General features: G+C 65.2%; 12 protein-coding genes. 8 read left to right on the top strand and 4 right to left on the bottom strand.

Annotated features, from left to right (window positions below; translation table 11 throughout):
• The first annotated feature begins 280 nt into the window (after positions 1-280).
• Positions 281-1,900, top strand: coding sequence for a class I adenylate-forming enzyme family protein (locus tag KXR72_RS09540; protein WP_437420873.1), 1,620 nt, complete (start codon positions 281-283; stop codon positions 1,898-1,900).
• Between the two features lie 279 nt (positions 1,901-2,179).
• Here the strand turns inward: KXR72_RS09540 and KXR72_RS09535 are convergent, their stop codons facing one another.
• Positions 2,180-4,186 carry a TRAP transporter permease gene (locus tag KXR72_RS09535; protein ID WP_437420872.1) on the bottom strand — a complete coding sequence of 669 codons (2,007 nt, stop codon included), beginning with the start codon at positions 4,184-4,186 and terminating at the stop codon, positions 2,180-2,182.
• Positions 4,187-4,259: 73 nt separating this feature from the next.
• The gene (locus tag KXR72_RS09530; protein WP_437420871.1) at positions 4,260-5,423 is read right to left on the bottom strand and encodes a TAXI family TRAP transporter solute-binding subunit; all 1,164 of its coding nucleotides are present in this window, start codon (positions 5,421-5,423) and stop codon (positions 4,260-4,262) included.
• Positions 5,424-5,775: 352 nt separating this feature from the next.
• On the opposite strand from KXR72_RS09530, the gene KXR72_RS09525 reads away from it, so the two are divergent.
• The 7 genes from KXR72_RS09525 to KXR72_RS09495 all read left to right on the top strand — a co-directional run bounded on the left by KXR72_RS09525 (position 5,776) and on the right by KXR72_RS09495 (position 15,639).
• Positions 5,776-7,023, top strand: coding sequence for a sensor domain-containing phosphodiesterase (locus tag KXR72_RS09525; RefSeq protein ID WP_437420870.1), 1,248 nt, complete (start codon positions 5,776-5,778; stop codon positions 7,021-7,023).
• A 105-nt stretch (positions 7,024-7,128) separates the two neighbouring features.
• Positions 7,129-8,463: a lysine N(6)-hydroxylase/L-ornithine N(5)-oxygenase family protein gene (locus KXR72_RS09520; protein ID WP_437420869.1), complete on the top strand. Its 1,335-nt coding sequence runs from the start codon at positions 7,129-7,131 to the stop codon at positions 8,461-8,463.
• Positions 8,460-9,656 (top strand): MFS transporter, encoded by a 1,197-nt coding sequence (locus tag KXR72_RS09515; protein ID WP_437420868.1) that lies wholly within the window; start codon positions 8,460-8,462, stop codon positions 9,654-9,656. Before KXR72_RS09520 ends, KXR72_RS09515 begins: the two co-directional genes overlap by 4 nt.
• Positions 9,649-10,224: a GNAT family N-acetyltransferase gene (locus KXR72_RS09510; protein ID WP_437420867.1), complete on the top strand. Its 576-nt coding sequence runs from the start codon at positions 9,649-9,651 to the stop codon at positions 10,222-10,224. The genes KXR72_RS09515 and KXR72_RS09510 overlap by 8 nt, the downstream gene beginning before the upstream one ends.
• Positions 10,221-12,083, top strand: coding sequence for an IucA/IucC family protein (locus tag KXR72_RS09505; protein ID WP_437420866.1), 1,863 nt, complete (start codon positions 10,221-10,223; stop codon positions 12,081-12,083). Before KXR72_RS09510 ends, KXR72_RS09505 begins: the two co-directional genes overlap by 4 nt.
• Before the next feature lie 101 nt (positions 12,084-12,184).
• Positions 12,185-13,354, top strand: coding sequence for an aromatic ring-hydroxylating oxygenase subunit alpha (locus tag KXR72_RS09500; RefSeq protein WP_437420865.1), 1,170 nt, complete (start codon positions 12,185-12,187; stop codon positions 13,352-13,354).
• 98 nt (positions 13,355-13,452) lie between these two features.
• Positions 13,453-15,639, top strand: a complete 2,187-nt coding sequence (locus tag KXR72_RS09495; protein ID WP_437420864.1) for a TonB-dependent siderophore receptor — start codon at positions 13,453-13,455, stop codon at positions 15,637-15,639.
• Here the strand turns inward: KXR72_RS09495 and KXR72_RS09490 are convergent.
• Both KXR72_RS09490 and fhuB read right to left on the bottom strand, forming a co-directional pair.
• Positions 15,633-16,544 carry an iron-siderophore ABC transporter substrate-binding protein gene (locus KXR72_RS09490; protein ID WP_437420863.1) on the bottom strand — a complete coding sequence of 304 codons (912 nt, stop codon included), beginning with the start codon at positions 16,542-16,544 and terminating at the stop codon, positions 15,633-15,635. The two genes, KXR72_RS09495 and KXR72_RS09490, sit on opposite strands and share 7 nt — an antisense overlap.
• Positions 16,541-18,535, bottom strand: coding sequence for a Fe(3+)-hydroxamate ABC transporter permease FhuB (gene fhuB, locus KXR72_RS09485; protein ID WP_437420862.1), 1,995 nt, complete (start codon positions 18,533-18,535; stop codon positions 16,541-16,543). Before fhuB ends, KXR72_RS09490 begins: the two co-directional genes overlap by 4 nt.
• Positions 18,536-18,542 lie beyond the last annotated feature (7 nt).

The raw sequence follows: 18,542 nt of genomic DNA, 5'->3' as shown, positions 1-18,542 counted from the left end.
CTTGGCTGATCCGTTGCCGATAGGGATCGCCTTCCCGCCAGCTATTTTGCGGTCTCCAGCTGAACAAATTGACGGTCGCTGATGCCTGTGCAAAAGTCTGGGCTGTCTTTTACGGAATGATATTCCGCTCTGCGGAACTAATTTATTCCCGTCACGGTTATTACAACGACAACAGCGTCAGGACAGAAGCCATGCGTATTCCATGTCGGGCAAGCAAGCCCACCTTCACGATGCCAATGTTCCTCGAACCGTCGCGCTGCCTCTTGAGCGGTGTTCGCTGATGCGCCTTTCTCAGTCGAAACGCGCCCCGGATGAGCTCATCAATGGCCGCTTGGCGAGCGAACTGCTGGCTGAGCTGCCGGAACGGCTCAGCACGCGGATTCTAGAGCGTGCTCAGAAAACCCCCGCTCTGGCTGCATTGGTCGACGGCGATGTGCGCTGGAGCTATGGCGACCTGGCCAGCGAGATCCAGGCAGCCAAGGCCTGGCTGACCGAACGGGGTGTGCGGCCCGGAGACCGGTTGATGAGTGTCGGCGAGAACTGCCGTGCACTGGTCGTGCTGCTGCTCGCTGCGAGCGAGCTCGATGCCTGGCTCGCCATTGTCAACGCGCGGCTTTCGGCGGCTGAAGTGGATGCCATCCGCGCGAATTGCGAGCCACGGCGAATCTTTTACACCGTGGCCGCGTCGCCTGAAGCGCGCGCGCATGGCGAGCGGCATGCCGCTGAGGCACTGATGCACTCAGGGTTGGGCGAGCTGATGGTCAGTCCGCTGCTCGCAACTGACCCAGAGCCCGTGCATGCCAGCGGCGCCGAGCAGGTGGCAGCGATGATCTACACCTCCGGCACCACCGGCAGCCCCAAAGGCGTGATGCTGACGCACCGCGGCATCCTTTACATTGCCTCGATCTCCGGCGGCATGCGCCACCTAACTGAAGGCCAGCGTGTCTATGGCGTACTGCCGATGTCGCATGTGTTCGGTCTGGCCTCGGTTTGCATGGGGTCGCTGTACAACGGCGCCTGCCTTTATCCAGCCCCACGTTTCGAGCCTGCGGCCCTGCTCACGGCGCTGCGTGACGAACGAATCAGCGTGCTGCAGGGGGTGCCAGCGATGTATGCCCGCCTCCTTGAATACCTCAACCAGACTGGCGCGTTGCTCGAGGCGCCAGCATTGATCTACATGTCTGCCGGAGGCTCGCCGCTCGATGGCGAGACCAAGCGGCGCGTCGAGGCTTGTTTCGGCCTGACGCTGCATAACGGCTACGGCCTGACCGAAGCCAGCCCGACCATCAGTCAGACCCGTATCGAGGACCGCCACACAAGCACCACCGTAGGTCGCGTGCTGCCCATGCTCGAATACCGTCTTGAGCCGCTGCACAGCACCGATGCCGAGGCACCTGAAACCGGCGAGTTGTGGATACGCGGGCCAAACGTGATGCGCGGCTATTTCCGTCAACCGGAGGCGACCCGAGCCTGCTTGACCGAAGACGGCTGGCTGAACACGGGTGATATCGCGCGTGTCGACGAGCGGGGCGAGCTGTTTATTGTCGGGCGCAGCAAGGAGCTGATCATTCGCTCGGGCTTCAACATCTATCCGCCAGACGTGGAGGCGGTGCTGAACGCGCATCCGCAGGTGACGTTGTCGGCCGTGGTGGGTCGCCAGGTGCCTGGTAACGAGGAGGTGGTGGCGTTCGTTCAGTGTTCGGCGGGGGCCGCGCTGAGCGAGGCGGAACTGGCGCGCTTTGCGGCTGAGCGGTTGGCGCCCTACAAGCGGCCTTGCCAGATTGTGATGGTGGAGGCGTTACCTGCGACGGCGACGGGGAAGATTCTCAAGGGACAGTTGAGAGAGCGGGCGCAGGGGATGGCTAGCCCGGCGGGGGAGATCGGTTCGGCTGGTCGATGACACCTCTTTGGTCAGGGTTGGGGGCTTGGTTTCGCCCTGCTGGGCGAGTCACTTTTTCTTGTTTCGCCAAGAGAAAGTAACCAAAGAGAAGGCGACCCCGACATCCGGGTCTGGCCGCGCTGCGTCCAGACTTCCCTCCCTCCGGCGCTCGGCCTTCTGAAGGGGGGCTGGGTCCGAGTCGTCTGAAACTATTCTTTTCTCTGTATCTGCGCTTCACGGCCATTCAGCGTTGACCGAGAAGCTCAGTTTGATGCCAGCCTGCGTCTGGAATCGGAAATCTCAAACAACCACCGTCGGCTGAATTCGTCCCCTCCGTTGGCTCCACTTAGCCAGCAAAACGGCCGGCACGGCCGCCGCAACCCCCACCACCAACAACTCCAGATGACTGAACGGAATCGGTCCGCCGCCGGGAATCGCCACGCACAACCCGGCGATGAGGATCAACGTCCGGATTACCGCTTCGGTGACCAGGTTATGCCCCAGCCGGCCGACGCCGATCAGGTAGCCCTGCATCGCCGACGCGAAGAGGATGATGCCCAGTACCGCCTGGCAGAACACCAAGGCGATTTCCCACGCCGGGCCCTGCATGATCAGCGCCGGGTTGAGCACGAACATGAAGGGGATGAAGTAGATCACGCTACCCAGACGCATCGCCTGTAAGCCGGTCTCCATCGGCCTGGCTCCGGCTACGGTGGCGGCCGCAAAGGCGCCGAGCGCCACGGGTGGCGTGATGAAGCTGAGCATGCCCCAGTAGAGAATGAACATGTGCACGGCCATCGGATCGAGGCCACCACCCTGAATCAACGCTGGCGCCAGCGCCACGGCGAGGAAGATGTAGGCGGCGGTGACGGTCATGCCGATGCCCAGCACGAAGCTGGTCAGTGCGCCCATGATCAGCAGCAGCGGGACGCTCCCACCGGCGAGGTGGATGAAGTCGTTGGCGATGGTGCCCGACAGCCCCGTCATCGATAGCGCGCCGACCAGCATGCCGACCCCCGCGAGGATGGCGATCAGCTCGGCGAACAGCTTGGCAGCCGAACCCAGCGTGTCGCCGACATCACCCCACTGCCAGCGGTGCTTTTTCGAAAACTGGTTGAGCACCAGCAGCAGGGCCGTGGCGTAGAAGGGCGCGACCGCTTCGCGCTGCATCACCAGCAGCATCCAAACCAGCAGCACGAACACAAAGATGTAGTACCAGCCTTCCTTGAGGGTCTGCTTCACCGAGGGCAATTCGACCTCTGGCAGGCCTTCGATGCCGTTGCGCGCGGCATAAGCGTCGATCTGAATGAACAAGCCGAGGAAGTACAGAATCGATGGAATGACGGCGGCCAGCGCGACCGCGGCGTAGGGCACGTCGAGAAACATCGCCATGACGAACGCGGTAGCGCCCATCACTGGTGGCATGAGCACGCCACCGGTCGATGCGCAGGCTTCGACACCACCGGCGAACGAGCGGCTCATGCCGATGCGCCGCATCGCCGGGATCGACAGGACGCCTGTCGTCAGCACGTTGGTAATGACGCTTCCGCTCATCGAGCCCATCAGCCCGCTGGCGAAGATCGACACCTTCGCCGGCCCGCCGCGCACGTGGCCGAGCAAGGCGAAGGCGAGGTTGATGAAGAAGGCGCCACCACCGGTCTTCTGCAACACGACGCCGAAAATCAGGAAGCCGATCACCAGCCCGGCGAAGGCCTGTAGCGGCACACCCATGACGCTCTCGGTGCTCATGGTGTGGTAAATGGCGGCCTGTTCCAGCGTCGAGGGAAAGGCCTGGATCGGGCCGGGCATGATATCCGCGACCATCGGATAGCAGGAGAACAGCGCGACGATCAGGGCGATCGGCCAGCCGCCGGCGCGGCGGGCGGCTTCGATGATCAGGATCCAGAACGCATAGCTGAACCAGACCGCCTGCTGCGGCGCATCGAAGCCCCAGCCACGCTCCAGAATGGTTTCGGCATTGACCACGAAATAGCCGCTGACCGCTGCCGTTACGGCGAACAGCAGGTAGTCATACCAGGGCACCGGTTTGTCCTGCCCGGACGCCAGCGCTGGCCAGAGCAAATACACCAGCGGTAGCAGCAGCGCGACCACGGCGTAGTAGAACTGCGTTTCCAGCCCGGTAATGACGCGCAGCAGCCCAAGGTTGAACAGGTAGTCGAGGGTCATCAGCACCAGCGCGACCGTGACGGCGCCGGGCAGCCAGCGCAACGCGCGCGGCAGGGTGCGCACACGGCTGATCATTTCCCGGGCTTCGACTGCTTTGGCTTCCGGTGTTTCGTTTTGCATGAGGGGATCCGTGCCTGGCGGCCCTTGGGCGGGAACACGACGCCGCCCCGTATGGGGGCGGCGCCTGGAGGGGTCACTCGAAGACGGGTGTGAAGCCGGCTTCGGTCAACGCGGCGGCGCGGGTTTTCATCCAGGCGGCGGCGAAGGCCTCTTCGTCATCGGGCGTGTCGCCGGCCATGAAGGTCTTCCAGGTGTCCATCAGCAGGGTCTGGCGCTTGATCAGCTGGTCCTGGTGGGCCTGCATCTCATCGGTCCAGGTGCCGGTTTCCTTGTAGTAGTCGACCACCGCGTCATGGAAGGGCACGACCCAGGTCATGTCCTGGTTGTCGGCGGCATAGCCAGCCGCGCCGGGTGCGCTGTCCTTATAGCTGTCGTAGTGGGTCTGCAGCGCCTTGACCAGGCCATAGGCGGTGTTGTCGTCGAGATCGGCGTTGGCAACGACGATGGGGTAGGGGTAGCTCGCGCTGTCGACCGGGTTGTCCGCTGAGATTCCGCCGGCGCCGGAGGTGGCGCGCAATGGCTGGAAGTAAGGCGCGACGGCCTTCATACGCGCCCAGCCGGCTTCGTCATCCGGGGCGAGCACTGGCCAGGTCACGCCGCGCGGGCTGCTGGCGAGCTGTTGGGCGGGCGGCGTTACGGTGGTGGTGAACGAAGCATCCACGTCGCCTGCGATGATGCCGTCGAAAGACCGGGCGTACCCGGGGTAGTCCACACGAGTGACGTCATCCCAGGTCAGGCCGCCAAAGGCGAGGAAGGCCTCGGTGCCCTTGTTCAGCGCATCGTCGCCGCGAATGTAGGCGATGCGCTTGCCCTTGAGGTCGGCGGGGGTCTTTACGCCGAGGTCGCCAGCCACGGCGAGCGAGAGTGCGAAGGTCGCGCTGGAGGTGGTCAGCACGCGCAGTGGCTGCGGGCCCCAGTCGCGGTTGGCGAACATCAGCACGCCTTCGGCGCCGTAATAGCTGGCGATACCGCAGGCGCAGAGCTGAACGCGACCGTTCTTCAGCGGCGTCATGCGGGACACGTCGTTATCGCCGGGAAGAATGCGCACCGAAGTGCCGTATTCCTTTTGCAGCATGCCGCCGATGGCGACGGCCTGGGCGTAGCCACTGGAGTTAGTGCCGTAAGCAGTCCAGGCCATGGTTTTCGGTAGTTCGACGTCCCTGGCATGGGCTGAGGCGGCAAGACCGAGACAGAGGGGAAGGGATGCGATGAGAAAGGGGCGGGCAAGGCGGCGCATGGTCACTCCTTCGGCTTTTTTAAGCCTCTTATTGTTTTGCAGTGCGGTACTGAGTTTTGAATCTGAATCGATACTAGGAAGGCTGAGTGCGGTCTGTCAAACCATGGCGGAGCCGTGAATCGTTCATCTCATCCATCAAGCCCGCTGTATCACAGGCTGCGTGATGCCCACCGTTTCGCTGATTTCTGACGGGGCGACGACCGGTCGTCCGTTCGTGCATGAGCAGCCGAAAAAACCGACAACACTCCTCATAGGCCCGGACATTACAACCGGCGGTGCAGAACGCCATGTAGCAAGCGGGCCGCCAACCATAAGCCGTCGAAGCGAAACGGCGCTTTCACCGGAGGTGTGAATGCTTGAAAACGTTCGGCTGGGTCCCGAGGCATTCGAAGGCGGCGGTGATGCGGCTGCCATGCTGCGCAACATCGAGTCGGCCGGTCATTCGGTCGGAGACATGCTCTGCGAGGCGTTACGCTCGGTTCGCTCGCACCTGGGCATGGATGTCGCCTTCGTCGCCGAGGTGGTGCAGGGCTTGCGGGTATTCCGCCACGTTGACGGTCACAGCGACCCGCTGCCGATCTGCGTGGGCGGCTCGGACCCGCTCTCGGATAGCTATTGCCAGCGGGTCATCGACGGCCGACTGCCGCAATTGATCCCCGACACCAGCAAGCTGCCTGAGGCGGCGAACCTGCCCATCACCGCACTCCTCTCGATCGGTTCCTATATCAGCGTGCCGATCCGCTTCAGCGATGGCCGGCTCTACGGGACCTTTTGCTGCTTCAGCGCCCAGCCCGACGGCTCGCTCAATGATCGCGACCTCGACACGCTGCGGCTATTCGCTGATTTCGCGGGCCGCCTGCTCGAAATCCAGGCCCAGGAGCAGCGTGAGCAGGAACGCCGTGCCGCGCGTATCCGCGAGGTGCTCGACGAGCGCGCCTACGAGGTGGTCTACCAGCCGATCGTCAACATGATGGAGAACGAGGTGGTGGGCTATGAGGCGCTTGCGCGCTTCGCTGGCCGCCCGTTGCGCAGCCCGGACATCTGGTTCAACGAGGCCGAGCAGGTCGGCCTGCAGTGCGAGCTCGAGATGGCGTTGGTCGCGCAGGCACTCAAGGGCCTCGACGGCATTCGCGGTGATCGCTATCTGTCGCTCAACGTATCGCCGGAAACCATCATCGGCGGCGCGGTCGGGCAGTTGCTGGCGGACCAGCCCCTCGAGCGGCTGATGCTGGAGGTCACCGAGCATGCGTCGGTGCGCGATTACGACCTGATTGCTGAAACCCTCGAACCGATGCGAGCCCGGGGCTTACTGCTGGCGGTCGATGACGCCGGTGCGGGCTATGCCAGTTTCCGACACATCCTCAAGCTCAAGCCGGACGTCATCAAGCTCGACCGCAGCCTCATACGTGATATCGACAGCAACCGTGATTGCCGCGCGCTGGTTTCGGCGCTGATCCGCTTTGGGCAGGAAACCGGCAGCAAGATCGTCGCCGAATGCGTGGAAACGGAAGCCGAGCTGGACATCCTTCGCGAGTTGCAAGTCAGCAAGGCGCAGGGCTACCTGCTGGGACGGCCCATGCCGCTGGCGGCGTTCGGCTAGTGCATAGGCGAGTAAAGGGTGATTGATAATTTTTGTTGTTTGACAATGATTCTCGTTAAGTCTAGCCTCCGCTGACCTTGAATGGTTGAGCGGAGATGACGACCGATGACCGAGTCGCCCTACGACTTCATCGCGATTGGCGTTGGCCCCTGTAACCTCGGGCTCGCGTGCCTCACGGCTCCGCTACCCGGCGTGCGCAGCCTGTTCCTCGAACGCAAACCCGACTTCAGCTGGCACCCGGGCATGTTGCTCGACGGCACCACGCTGCAGAATCCCTTCCTCGCCGATCTGGTCTCGATGGCCGATCCCACCAGCCCGTTCAGCTACCTCAACTACTGCAAGCAGCAGGGCCGGCTGTACACCTATTACATCCGCGAGAACTGGTACCTCGACCGCCAGGAGTTCGACCGCTACTGCCGTTGGGCGGCCTCTCGGCTGGATAACCTGCGCTGCGGCCATGAGGTGCGTGCCATCCGCCACGACGCGGCAACCGGCCTTTATCAGGTCTCCGGCCAAACGGCTGACGGCGCCTCGTTCGCCTATCAGTGCCACAAGCTGGTGATCGGCATCGGCGGCGTGCCGCGCCTGCCGGAGTGCTGCGCCACAGAAGACCACACCCAGCTGGTGCACAGCAGCCGCTACCTGGCAGAGCGCCCCCGCTTGCAGGCCGGGCGCAGCATTACGGTGATCGGCAGCGGGCAGAGTGGGGCGGAGGTCTACCATGACCTGCTGCAGGACGCTGAGCGCCACGGCTACACGCTCAACTGGGTGACGCGAGCGCCGCGCTTCTTCCAGATGGAAGACGCCAAGCTCACGCTAGAGCTCATCACACCCGAATACGGCGACTACTTCTACGGCCTCGATCCGGCTGTTAAAGCCGAGGTGCTCGACGACCAGCGCAGCATCTACAACGGCATCAATCAGTCACTGATCGAGCGCCTCTACGCGCTGCTCGACGAGCGCCGCCACCGCGACGCGCCGCCGACGCACCTGCTCACCTGCATGGCCCTGGAAGCCTGCCGGCGTGCTGACGACGGCCGCGGCTGGGTGCTCGATTTCCACCACACCCAGCTCGGCCGGCGCTACCGCCACCGCGTTGATGCCGTGGTCTTTGCCACCGGCTATCGCTACCAGGTGCCGGCCTTTGTCGAGGGCATCCGCGAGCGCATTCGTTGGAACGATCAGGGCCAGTACGTGCCGTCCAAACGCTGGGCGGTCGATCACCACAACTGCGAAATCTACGTGCAGAACGTTGGCCTGCAGAGCCACGGCCTGACCAATCCGGACCTGGGCCTGGCCTGCCATCGCAATAGCCGCCTGCTGGCTGAGCTGACCGGGCGCGACCATTACCCGAGCGAGCCGCGCACCGCGTTCCAGGAGTTCGTACCGGGCGAGGGCAGCGGCTTTGTCGCGCTGGAGCGGGAGGCCGTCGGCTCGTGACGTTGCGTACCACCATCCTGATCATGTCCGCCTTCGGCGTGATCAGCGACTCGATCCTCATCGCCTTCTACCCCCAGTTCTTCGAGCTGCGCTATGGCCTGACCAGCTCGGTACACGTGGGCGCCTACATCGCCGCCATCTCCATCGCCGTGATGTGCATGTTGCCGGTGTGGGCCCGTGTGGCGCGGCGTGTCGAGACCATGCACTTGCTGGCGTGGACGCAGCTGGCCGCCACCGCTTTCTGCCTGCTGGCGATCTGGGCGCCGACGGTCGAGGCGTACTGGCTGCTGACCATGCTGATGTTCATGACCAAGGCCAGCTACCTGCTGATGTTCCCTTACCTGATGCGCCTGGAACCGGCCGACCGGCACAGCGTGACCATCGGGCTGCTATCGGTGGTGATCCACATCGGCGCTATCTTTGGCGCGGCGGTGGGCGGGCTGGCCCTTCAGGAATTCGGCCCACGCTTCTGCGTAGCGCTGATGGCCGCGGGCGACCTCGCCCAGTTCGGGCTCTGTACCTATCTGATCCGCAGTGGGCGGGTGGTGCGTGTGCTGTCGGAGGACGCCGCCGAGCGTGCTGCGCCGGCTCCGCGACGCACCCCCGAGGCACTCTCGGCGCTGCTCAAACTGAGCCTGCTGATGTTTCTGTTCGACTTCAGCGCCTACCTGGTGCGGCCGTTCTTCACGGTGTACTGGGAGGCGCGGACCGGGATCGCCGAGCAGATGCTCACCGGCGTGGTGTTCGCCATCCCTGGCATCGTCGCGCTGATCGCCCTGGCCTTGAAGCACCGCATGGCAAGCCAGCCGCGCTGGGTCGACCACACCTTGCTCAACCTTGTCATCGGCGCAGTGGGCCTGGCGCTACAGGCGAGCGACTCGCTGTGGCTGATCGTGTTTGGCCGCTGCCTGTACGGCTGGGCGCTGTACCAGGTGATCGTCAAGCTCGAAGTCACGCTGTTCAAGGTCAGCACGCCACCGATGTATGCGCGCGATTTCGGCGTGACTAACTTCTTCCAGAACCTCGGCGTGCTGCTCTCGTCGTTCAGCGCCGGCTACCTGGTGGATTGGGTCGGCGTGCCCGCCAGCTTCGCCATCGCCGCGGCCGGCATGTTGCTGACCGCGGCCATCGACCGCGGCTGGTTCGGTGTCGACAGCCGCCACCGCGCCCCCACGGAGGCCTGCCATGCCTGAGCTGATCGAGCCCTGGAAAAACCGTGCTGCGCTGAATCCGGCCTTTGCCTTGCGCCCGCTGCGGCTGGAGGAAGACGTCGCGATCATCCAGCCCTGGTACCAGATGGACTACGCGCACTTCTGGAACATGCAGGACATGAGCGTCGAGGCGACCGCCGACTTCTATCGCGACGCCGCGAGGCATGGCTTGCAGGCCTACCTCGGCTTCTACCAGGCGCGCCCCGCGTTCGTCCTCGAATGCTACGACCCGCGTCGCGACCCGCTCGGTGACTGCTACCCGGTGCAGCCCGGCGACGTGGGCATGCACTTCTTCGTAGGCCCGGCCGAACGGCCGATCCGCCACTACACCTGCGACGTGCTGCGCACCGTCATGGCCTTCCTCTTCGATGCGCTCGGCGCCGAGCGGGTGGTGGTCGAGCCGGATGCGCGCAACGAACGGGTACACCGCCTCAATCGGCTGGTCGGCTTTGTCGACGCCGGCACCGTCCAGCTGCCGGGCAAGACGGCCCGGCTGGCGTTCTGCTCACCCCACGATTTCGCTCACTCACTGGAGGAACAGGCCCCATGACGATGTCCCCGAGTCTCGATCGTCCCGCATCGGCGGTCACGCATCTGCACCCTGACGTCTGGCGTAAGGTCAACCGGCTGTTGGTGCGCAAGGCCATCGCCGAATTCGCCCATGAGCAGGTGTTTACCCCGTCACGCCTCGGCGACACCGCGGCAGGGGCCTGGGGCCGTTATGAACTGGCCGCCGATACTGCGCGCTGTCGCTACACCTTCAAGGCCCGGCGCATGGCGCTGCGCCACTGGCATGTAGACGCCGCGAGTATCGAGCGCGAACTGGACGGCCAGCGGCAACCGCTCGATGCGCTGACCTTCGTCATCGACTTCAAACGCACCTTGGGCATCCCTGCGGACAAACTGCCGGTGTACCTCGACGAGATCAGCAGCACTCTATTTGGTGCCGCCTACAAGCACGCTCGACCGGGGCTGAGCAGCGCCGAACTGGCCGACGCCGATTACCAGACGCTCGAAGCGGCAATGATCGAAGGCCATCCCGGCTTCGTCGCCAACAACGGCCGGCTGGGCTTCGATGCGCTCGACTACCACGCCTACGCGCCGGAGACCGCCGGGCGTTTCGCGGTCGTTTGGCTGGCGGTGCATCGGGACAACGCACACTTCGCCGCCGTACCCGGGCTCGACCATGAAACCCTGCTGCGACAGGAACTGGGCGATGAGCGCCTCATCTCGTTCCGCCAGCAGCTGGCCGGGGAAGGGCTCGACCCGGCCGACTATCTGTTCATGCCAGCGCATCCCTGGCAGTGGTTCAACAAGCTGTCGATCATGTTCGCCGCTGACGTGGCCGAGCGCCGCATCGTCCCGCTCGGCCTCAGCGAGGACCGCTACTGCGCGCAGCAGTCGGTGCGCACCTACTTCAACGTGTCTGCGCCCGAGCGCTGCTATGTGAAGACGTCGCTTTCGGTGCTGAACATGGGCTTCATGCGCGGCTTGTCGCCGTACTACATGGCTGGGACGCCGGCGATCAACGCCTACCTCGACACGCTGATCAGTGCCGACCCAGTGTTGCGCGACCACGGCTTCGGCATCCTGCGCGAGGTGGCCTCGGTCGGTTACCGCAACCGCTACTACGAGGCGGCGCTGGAAACCGACAGCCCCTACAAGAAGATGCTCTCGGCACTCTGGCGGGAAAGCCCGATCCCGCGGCTGCAGCCCGGCGAGCGGCTGATGACCATGGCGGCGCTGCTGCATGTCGACCCGCAAGGCGCGCCGTTGCTGCCCGAGCTGATCCGCCGATCGGGGCTCACCGCGACGGCCTGGCTGCGGCGTTATCTGGAGGCCTTTCTGATTCCGGTGGTGCACTGCTTCTACGCGCATCACCTGGTGTTCATGCCGCACGGCGAGAACCTCATCCTGGTGCTCGAAGGCCACGTGCCGACGCGGGTGTTCATGAAGGACATCGCCGAGGAGTCGGCCATTCTCGACAAGGACGCGAAGATGCCCGAAGGGCTCGAGCGCCTCGCGGTGGACGTGCCGGAGGACTTCAAGATTCTCGGCATCTTCATCGACATCTTCGACGGCGTGTTCCGCCACATGGCCCAGCTGCTCGATGACAGCGGCACGCTGGAGGAGGCGGTGTTCTGGCGCACCGTCGCCGAGTCGGTGCTCGATTACCAGCGCACCCACCCGGCGTTGGCCGAGCGCTTCGCCCGCTACGACTTCTTCGCGCCGACCTTCCTGCATTCGTGCCTCAACCGGCTGCAGCTGAAGAACAACCTGCAAATGGTCGACCTGGCCAACCCGGCGGGCAGCCTGATCATGGCCGATCCGCTGGACAACCCGGTGGCACCGTACGGCCCGGCCCGCCAGCAGCGTGAGCAAAGTCGTGAAGCCGCACTAACGGTGTAGTCCCTGCGACCGGCCTTTGGCCGGTGAACTGAAAGCCCGTGCGGCAGCCTCGCCCGCGTTCTACCAGACGCGGCGGGGCTGGCTGCGCCAAGGAGCCTTGCATGTTCAACCCGAACCGACTGACCGAACCCCCACTGCGCCTGGCAGAGGATTCGCCGCAACTGACGGTGCGTGACTATTGCGACCCCGCCATCTACGAGCGCGAGCAGGCGCTGATCTTCCGCCGCAGTGCGCGCTACGTTGGCCACGAGAAGATGGTGCCGAACCCCGGCGACTGGTACGCGCTGCCGCAGGATGAGCACAGCCGCATCCTGGTGCGCAATGAAAACGGTGTCGAGCTGATCTCCAATGTCTGCCGGCACCGCCAGGCGCTGATGCTCGGCGACCACAGCCTGGATAGCGACCCCTGCGCCATCCGCCGCGGCAACCTGCGCGCTACCGGCGGGCGCATCCTCTGCCCGCTGCATGCCTGGACCTACGACAGCCAGGGGCTGATCGTCGGCGCGCCGAAGTTTCCCGAGCGGCCCTGCCGCAACCTGCCGCGCTACCCGCTGTTCAACGTCGGCGGCTTTCTCTTCGAGGGTGAGCGAGACCCGGTCGAGGACCTCGGCCCGCTGTTCGACCGACCGGAAATGGACTTCGCCGGCTATGCGCTCGATCACGTCGAAGTGCATCCCTGCCAGTGCAACTGGAAAACCTTCGTCGAGATCTACAACGACGACTACCACATCGCGACCTTCCATCCCGGCTTGCGGCGCTACGTGCACAGTGGCGGCCTGAGCTGGGAATACAGCGACTGGACCAGCCTGCAGCGCATCGCCGTGACACCTAACCTCGCGCGCCCCGGCACCGAGGCCTACCGCGGCTGGCACGAAGGGCTGATGGCGCATTTCGGTGGGCGTTCACCGGACTTCGGCGCGATCTGGGCCAGCTATTACCCGACCCACATGATCGAGGTGTTTCCGCACGCGCTGGTGCTCTCGACGCTGTACCCACGCGGCGTGCACGAGACGCTAAACGTCGTCGAGTTCTATTACCCCGCTGAGCTGCTCCAGACCAACCGCGAACTGTGCGAGGCGCACCGGGCGGCCTACCTGGAAACCGCGCTGGAAGACGACGAGATCGCCGAACGCACCGACGCCGGTCGCCGCGCGCTCTATCGCCGTGGCGAAGAAGACCGCGGGCCCTACCAGGTGCCGTTGGAGGAGGGCATGCAGCACTTCCACGGCTGGTATCGCTCGGTCATGCACACCCAGCCGACCCCGGCATGACGCCACCCTTTGACCCATACAGGAACGGATTCCATGAGCTGACTCGACGCCCTTCTCCGCAAGCACCCGAACGTCAACCCACAAGAAGTAAAAACATCATGACCGAAGTGATCCCCAACCTGTCGGCGCTTGCCGCCATCCCCGTCTCGCATCCGTCCGCGCTCGCGTTGGCCTGCCGGCTGGCGCCGCTCGCGCTGGCCTTCGCCGCGCCGATGACGCTGGCTCAGCAAGCCGAAGAGCCGCTGCAACTCGAGCCGGTAAACGTGACCGCCGAACAGGCCGCGCCGAGCGTCACCGAGCGCAGCGATTCCTACACCATCGGCGCGACCAGCACCGCGACGCGCCTGGACATGGCGCCGCGTGAAACGCCGCAGACCGCCATCACGCTGACCCGCGAGCAGCTCGACGACTTCGACCTGACCAACGCCACCGGCGCGCTGCAGGCCGCCGGCGTCAACGTGCAGCGGGTCGAGACTGACCGCACGTACTACTCCGTGCGCGGCTTTGACGTGTCGAACTTCCAGGTCGACGGCCTTGGTCTGCCGTTCAGCTCCGAAGAGCAGATGGGCGACATCGACACCTTTCTCTACGACCACATCGAAGTGCTCAAGGGCGCCAACGGCCTGACCGCCAATCCGGGCAACCCGGCGGCGACCGTCAATTTCGTGCGCAAGCGCCCGACGCGCGACTTCCAGGCCGAGGCCGCGCTGAGCTACGGCTCGTGGGATACGGTGCGGGGCGAGCTGGATGTCTCCGGCCCGCTGGATGACGCCGGCCGCGTTCGTGGCCGCGTGCTTGCCGTGCAGCAGGATGGCGACTCCTACCTGGACCGCTATTCGCTGGAAAAGACCGTGTTCTCGGCCATGCTCGAAGCGGACCTGGACGACCGCAACACGGCACTGTTCGGGTACTCGGAGCAACGCAACCGGCCCAACGGCATCATGTGGGGCGCCCTGTCGGTGTATGACAGTGAAGGCAACCCCATCGACTACAGCCGCTCGAAGAGCTACTCGCCGGACTGGACCTACTGGGATACCCAGGACAAGCAAGCCTTCGCTGAGCTGACCACCCGCTGGGGCGGTGGCTGGCAGTCTCGCGTGTCGCTGAACTACCGGGAGATCACCTCCGACGCCGAGCAGTTCCTCGCCTATGGAGTGCCGGACGCGGACACCGGAGAAGGGCTGTTCACCTACGCCTCCAAATACGACCGCATCGAGCGACAACTGCTGGGTGATGCATATCTGAAAGGCCCGTTCGCGCTGTTCGGCCGCACGCACGAGGCGGTGATCGGTGCCAACTGGTCGCGCTCGACCGCACGCTGGTCCTCCTATGACGATGCCTTCAACATCCCGTTGCCGGCCGGTTTCGATGGCGATTATCCACGGCCTGACTTCGACAACGGTCTGACCAGCGGCGCGGACTACACCACCTACCGGCGCAGCTTCTACAGCGCCGGCCACTTCAGCGTGACCGACCGGCTCAAGCTGATCCTCGGCGCCAACCACACCCGGCTCGACAGCAACGGCTATCAGGTGGGCGACACGCACGAATACGCCGAGTCGAAGACCACACCCTATGCCGGCGCCACCTATGACCTTGGCGAGCACCTTTCAGCCTACGCCAGCTACACCAAGATCTTCAGCCCGCAGCACCTGCTCGGCGGCGACCTGACGCTGCTAGACCCGATCGAGGGCCACAGCACCGAGGGCGGGATCAAGGGCGAGTGGTTCGGCGGCCGGCTGAACGCCAGCGCCGGCGTGTTCCGCACCAAGCAGGAGAACACACCGGAATATGGCGGGTTCGACGCGGGTGCCGGGGTGTCGTTCTACAACACCGTAAACGCCATCTCCAAGGGATACGAGCTGACCCTGGCCGGTCAGCTGACCGACAACTGGGAAGCCAGCGCCGGCTTTACCCACTTGTTCTCGCTGGAAGACGAAGAAGGCCGTACGGTGCGCACCTACGTGCCGCGCAACTACCTGCACCTGGCGACCACTTACAAGGTGCCGGTGGTGCAGGGCCTGAAGCTGGGCGGTAGCGTCACCTGGCAGGACGACATCTCCCGCGAGCAGGGCACCACCGCGGGCGGCGACACCATCGTCACGCGTCAGGACAGCTATGCGGTGGTCAACGCCATGGCCAGCTACGACATCGACGAGCACTTCAACGTGGCGCTGAACGTCAACAACCTGTTCGACGAGAAGTACTACACCAGCCTCTACTGGGAGCAGACCTACTACGCGGCGCCGCGCAATGCGACCGTCACGCTGAGCTGGGCCTATTGAGCTGACAGGGCAGGCATGCCGCCCGCCGCCTGTACGGCAGTGGGCGGTATCTTCAGCAGCGCCTCGGTAATGGCTTCGGCGAGAAACTGCACGCAGAACACGCCGCCGTGAGTCCAGGTCGGGCGCATGCCGGTGAAGCGCCCGCCGCGTACCACCGGCATGCCTTGCCACAGCTGGCTGTTGAACAGCCGTTCGCCGCCCGCGAAGGGCTCGATGTGCAGCACCACGTCCTTGTCGATTTCGCTGAGTACGGTCACCGGCAGCTGTAGATTGCCCCAGCGGCTGACCGGCGTGTCGTAGGCATTGCCCAGCCCGAGCAGGCTCAGCGCATGGGCGGGCATCGAGTTCGGCCCGTAGACCAGCACGGCGGTCGGCGTCGAGAAGCGCACCACCGTCACCTCCGGCAGGCGTTCGCCGAACTGCGCGTGCAGGCGCTCGCGCAGTTCGCCCAGTCGGTGATCCATTTCGGCCAAGCGTTCACGTGCCCGGTCAAGCCGACCGATGCGCTCGGCCAGCGCCAGGTAGTTCTCCCGCTGCATCTGGTAATTGTCGCGTGCCTGGGTGAAGTCACCGTAGGCCACCACCGGGGCGATGCGTTCGAGCTTCTCGCGCAGGTCTTCAAGCAACGGGGTGATCACGATGAGGTCGAGGTCCAGTTGCGCGAGCAATTCCAGGTTCGGTTCGGTGCGCGTGCCGACATCCACCACTGAGTCGGGCAGGGGCGGGCGCACGACCCAGGCGCGATAGTCGGCGCTGTCGGCGACCGCCACCGGGGTAACGCCCAGCATCAACAGATGTTCGATCGGCTCCCAGCTGAGGGCGGCGATGCGTGGCGGCTCGTCGGCACGCACCGGTGCGCCGATGAGCATCAGCAGCAGGGCGAGGGGAGCGAGCCAGGCCTTCATGCGATGCGCTGCCGGATGAGCAGATAGAGAAAGTACAGCCCGCAGAGGATCGAGGCGACCAGTCCGACAGGCACCTCCAGTGGGTAGAGCGCCGAGCGGCCCAGCCAGTCCGAGACCAGCATCAACCAGCCACCGAGCACCGCTGCGAGGAGCAGTTGCGGTAATACCCGGCGGGCGCCAAGCAGCGCGGCCATGTGTGGGGCGAGCAGACCGAGGAAGGCAACCGGGCCGAGCACGCTAGTCACCACGGCGCAGAGCAACGACACCAGGAGCAGCAGCGCCAACCGTGCCCGCGACACGTCGAGCCCCCGGCTGAGCGCCACGCCATCGCCGATCGACACCAATGTCAGCGCGCGGTGGAAGGTCAGGCTGATGGCCACCAACGCGCTGACGGCGACGGTCAGCAGCAAGGCCTCCTGCGCCTCGATCCGATAGGTCGAGCCGGCCAGCCAGCCGAGCAGCGCCAGGGCGTCGGACTCGCCACGGGTCAATCCAATCTGCAACGCGGTGTTGAGCAGCGCGGCCAGCGATACGCCGACCAGCACCATGATCCCCGGCGAGTAGTGGTGGCGGCGGCCGAAAAGCAGCAGCAGGCCGAGCACCAGCAGGCTGCCAACAAAGGCTGCAATGGGCGCGACGAGTTGCATCGCGCCTGCACCGAACAGCATCACTGCAGCCACCACCGCCAGGGTCGCACCGGCGGTCAGTCCGAGAATGTCCGGGCTCGCCAGGGGATTGCGCAACAGCCGTTGCAGCATCATGCCGGCGACGGCCAGTCCGCAGCCTGCCGCGACGGCGGCCAATAGCCGTGGCCAGCGCAGCGACCAGAGCACGGCCGAGGGCAGGCCCAGTTGCCAGCCGTCCGGGCCTCGCTGCACCAGCAGACTCAGCATCGCAATCGCCCCAAGCAACAGCAGCAAGGCCAGCCGGCGCTGGTTCAGCGACTCCGCGCCCGGCGGTAATGCCAGGCTTTGGCGATCCTCGGCGCCGAGTTGGCGGCGCGCCAACCACAACAGCGCGGGTGCGCCGACCAGCGCCGCGGCTGCGCCGCTGGGGATCAATTCTGAGAACCAGCGGTTCAGGGCCAGGGTGATGGCGTCCGCGCCGAGCAGCAGCAGGGCGCCGAGCAGGGCGCTGAACAGCAGCTCATCCCGAGACGTGCGCGCGCCGCATAGCCGCGCCAGATTCGGGGTGATCAGGCCAATGAAGCCGATCAAGCCGACGGCTGTGATCGCCACCGAGGTCAACCACAGGCACGCGAGAAACAGCACCAGCATCACCGGGAACAACGACAGCCCACGCGCCCGCGCGCCGGCACCGCCGAGCTGCAGCAAGGTTAGCGGGCGCGGCGCCAGCGCAATCAGCGGGAGGCCAACCAGCAGCTTGGGCCAAAGCCACTGCACCCAGTGCCAATCGATTTGCGCGAGATCGCCCGCGCCCCAGAGAAACAGCCCGCGGCTCTGCTTGGTATGCACCAGCAGGATGGCCGTGGCGATGGCGCCGAGCAGCAGGTTCAGCGCCATCCCGGCGAGAATCACCGGCAAGCCCGACGCGCCGTTGCGGCCGGCGATCAACAGGGCCAGCCCGACCGCGCCCAGCGCACCGCCCAGCGCCGCCCAATGCCCGTGCGTGGCCGCCAGGACCGGGGCGAAAAGTGCCGTGGCCGTCAACCCGAGCCAGGCGCCAGCGGCGGCGCCCAGCGTCATCGGCGAGGCGAGGCGGTTCTGCGTCAGTTGCTGCAGCACGCTGCCGGACACGCCCAGCGCTGCGCCTACCAATAGGGCCATGACCAACCGTGGCAATACCGACAGCCCGAACTCCAGCGCATCGAAGCTGCCATCCGCTGGCGGGCTCAGCGACCATTGCGCTGGGGCCCAGTGCGTCATGCCGAGGTTCAGGTGCAGTGGCGCGAGCAGCGCAAGGGCCGCGAGTGCCAGCAGATAGCGCAGCGGTACGGGCGTGGGCCGTGCGAGCCGGGCGAAGAGGGGCATTGCCTGC

The sequence above is a fragment of the Stutzerimonas chloritidismutans genome, assembly GCF_051486945.1.
Lineage (GTDB): Bacteria > Pseudomonadota > Gammaproteobacteria > Pseudomonadales > Pseudomonadaceae > Stutzerimonas > Stutzerimonas chloritidismutans_B.
Note: the sequence above shows the minus strand (reverse complement) of the source record. Positions and strands in the feature narration are given on the sequence as shown.

Bases quoted from the DNA above. Each gene is read 5' to 3' on its own strand.
- KXR72_RS09525 (WP_437420870.1), top strand. From the start codon at position 5,776: ATGCTTGAAAACGTTCGGCTGGGTCCCGAGGCATTCGAAGGCGGCGGT.
- KXR72_RS09510 (WP_437420867.1), top strand. From the start codon at position 9,649: ATGCCTGAGCTGATCGAGCCCTGGAAAAACCGTGCTGCGCTGAATCCG.
- KXR72_RS09535 (WP_437420872.1), bottom strand. From the start codon at position 4,186: ATGCAAAACGAAACACCGGAAGCCAAAGCAGTCGAAGCCCGGGAAATG.
- KXR72_RS09500 (WP_437420865.1), top strand. From the start codon at position 12,185: ATGTTCAACCCGAACCGACTGACCGAACCCCCACTGCGCCTGGCAGAG.
- KXR72_RS09505 (WP_437420866.1), top strand. From the start codon at position 10,221: ATGACGATGTCCCCGAGTCTCGATCGTCCCGCATCGGCGGTCACGCAT.
- KXR72_RS09530 (WP_437420871.1), bottom strand. From the start codon at position 5,423: ATGCGCCGCCTTGCCCGCCCCTTTCTCATCGCATCCCTTCCCCTCTGT.
- fhuB (WP_437420862.1), bottom strand. From the start codon at position 18,535: ATGCCCCTCTTCGCCCGGCTCGCACGGCCCACGCCCGTACCGCTGCGC.
- KXR72_RS09495 (WP_437420864.1), top strand. From the start codon at position 13,453: ATGACCGAAGTGATCCCCAACCTGTCGGCGCTTGCCGCCATCCCCGTC.
- KXR72_RS09540 (WP_437420873.1), top strand. From the start codon at position 281: ATGCGCCTTTCTCAGTCGAAACGCGCCCCGGATGAGCTCATCAATGGC.
- KXR72_RS09490 (WP_437420863.1), bottom strand. From the start codon at position 16,544: ATGAAGGCCTGGCTCGCTCCCCTCGCCCTGCTGCTGATGCTCATCGGC.
- KXR72_RS09520 (WP_437420869.1), top strand. From the start codon at position 7,129: ATGACCGAGTCGCCCTACGACTTCATCGCGATTGGCGTTGGCCCCTGT.